We start from the raw sequence: 2,538 nt of genomic DNA on the forward strand, positions 1-2,538 counted from the left end.
AGGACTTTTTTCCCAGCCTCTTTTCTCTTATCTATCCTCCAAATAATCCGCAATCGCTGCGACATCCTTGTCTCCTCGACCGGAAACATTGATAATAATGATTTTATCTTTATCTAGTTGTGGTGCTAATCGAATAGCTTCTGCAATCGCATGAGACGATTCAATGGCTGGGAGAATTCCTTCTGTACGACTTAAGGTCAGAAGTGCATTAACAGCCTCATCATCTGTTGCTGCGACATAATGAACACGACCAGTTTCCTTATAGTGGGCATGTTCTGGACCAACGCCTGGATAGTCCAAGCCTGCTGAAATGGAATAAACAGGTGCAACTCCACCATTTTCATCAAAGAGGGAGATTGTCTTCATACCGTCAACCACACCAACTGTTCCCTTGGTCATGGTCGCTGCATGCAGTTCGGTATCAACACCTTTACCAGCTGCTTCTACACCAATCAACTGAACAGATTCATCTGGTAAATATTGAGAAAATGCACCGATGGCATTGGAACCACCACCCACACAGGCAATAACGTAGTCTGGCAAGCGACCTTCTTTTTCCAAAATCTGACGACGAGATTCGACACTGATAATCTTCTGGAATTCATGGACAATGGTTGGATAAGGGTGTGGTCCAACTGCAGAGCCCAATACATAGAAGGCATCTAAATCTGCCATCCAAGCACCGAATGCCGCATCAACTGCCTCTTTCAAGGTTTGCGTTCCATCCGTTACAGCATGAACACGCGCCCCCATCATCTCCATTCGAAAAACATTGAGTCGTTGGCGTTTGACATCTTCAGCCCCCATATAGACATCACATCCCAAACCAAAGCGGGCAGCTACAGCAGCCGTCGCAACCCCATGTTGACCAGCACCAGTTTCTGCAATCACTCGAGTTTTCCCCATTCTTTTTGCCAATAGAATTTGCCCCAGCACATTGTTTAACTTATGAGAACCTAAGTGATTCAAATCTTCCCGTTTGAGATAGATTTTCGCTCCACCAAGCTCCTTGGTCAATGATTCCGCAAAATACAATGGCGTTTCACGACCAGCATAATCTTTCAGATAAGCTTGGTATTCCGCCAAAAATTCTGGATCATTGCGGTACTGTTCAAATGTTTCCTCTAGCTGATCCAACAAAACCTGAATTTGCTCTGGTACAAAACTACCACCAAACTGTCCAAAATAACCTTTTTCTGCCATATTCTTTCCTCTTTCTATTTTTTAATAACTAAAATATTATGATACATTGTTTCGTTCTTGTTTTACCTAATTGCTTCGCCATCGTTTCATCTTGATTACCTCGTTTTGTTAATAATTGTCAAAGTAGATTGCTTTTAGATTAGGAACGGAGGCGCAGACATAACTCAAGTTAGGCAAGCCGAACGTGACGCAATATAAAAGTAATCTACGAAGACAACAAGGAAAAAGCCCCCGCAGGAAAAACTTCCTGCGAGGGCGTCAATGGACACGGTGCCACCTCACTTATGGACTCGACTAGAAAGTCCATAACTCTATCTCCTCTAACAAGGAGGCGCACGATAAGGGGTACGGACCGAATTCTCATTGTTTCGAATTCACATACCCAAACATAGATAAAACTGTTTTATACCACTCATTACTACATTTGGCATCAGCCCATTTCATAAACCACTAGCATCTATTTGCACCAACCATAGACTCTCTTCAGCTAAACTGTTTATTACTTCTTCTGATTACATAGAATTATACGCTATAATTCAAAATAGGTCAAGTATTTTTTGAATTTTTCTAAAAAATTTGAAAATTCATTCAATGACACCTATCTTTCTATCGAACCCACTGAAAAAGTCATCAACTTGATGGCTTTTTTTGCTATACTAGAGTCGAGGTGATTCCTATGCTTGATAATCAAATTCAGTTAGATCTTAGTTCCTATTCTCCCCTGTATGATATTGTTGTTCCCAAAAATCATTTTTTACGGCAGCTAACGGAACTCTGTGACTTTAGTTTTATCTATGATGAGTTAGAGAAACATTATTGTATCGATTTTGGTCGAAAGGCTTACTCACCCATCATGATGTTTAAATACCTTTTGTTGAAAGATATTTATCATTTATCTGATGTCGATGTTGTCGAGCGTTCGTTATCGGATATGGCCTTTAAGTATTTCCTTGGTCTAGCTCCAGAGGATTCTGTTATTGATGCGTCCTCTCTTACCAAGTTCAGAAAGTTACGTATTAAAGATGAACACTTTTTGGACTTATTAATACAAAAATCGGTTCAAATCGCCCTTGAACACAAGCTCATTAAACAAAAAATCCTCATTGTAGATGCGACACATACCAAATCCCACTATCGTCACAAGAAACCTCAAGAGGTCCTTAAGGAACGGTCGAAAGCACTTCGGAAAACGATTTACCAATATGCCGAAAAAATAAAGGATGAATTTCCTACAAAACCTCAGGAAGATAATCTTGAAAAAGAGTTGGAATACTCTCAACAACTGATTTCTGTTATCGAGAAACACCAAGAATTAACCGATTTACCTGCAATTTC

2 protein-coding genes are annotated in these 2,538 nt (G+C 40.3%); one reads left to right on the forward strand and one right to left on the reverse strand.

Going from position 1 to position 2,538, the window contains the following annotated elements:
- Positions 1-27: 27 nt before the first annotated feature.
- Positions 28-1,203 (reverse strand): tryptophan synthase subunit beta, encoded by a 1,176-nt coding sequence (gene trpB / locus ODU55_RS10995; protein ID WP_398582843.1) that lies wholly within the window; start codon positions 1,201-1,203, stop codon positions 28-30.
- A gap of 676 nt (positions 1,204-1,879) precedes the next feature.
- On the opposite strand from trpB, the gene ODU55_RS11000 reads away from it, so the two are divergent.
- A partial coding sequence (locus tag ODU55_RS11000; protein WP_398582844.1) for a transposase occupies positions 1,880-2,538 on the forward strand: 659 nt, incomplete at its 3' end.

Origin of the sequence: Streptococcus sp. 2022WUSS037 (assembly GCF_044427225.1) — a bacterium.
Taxonomy (GTDB): domain Bacteria; phylum Bacillota; class Bacilli; order Lactobacillales; family Streptococcaceae; genus Streptococcus.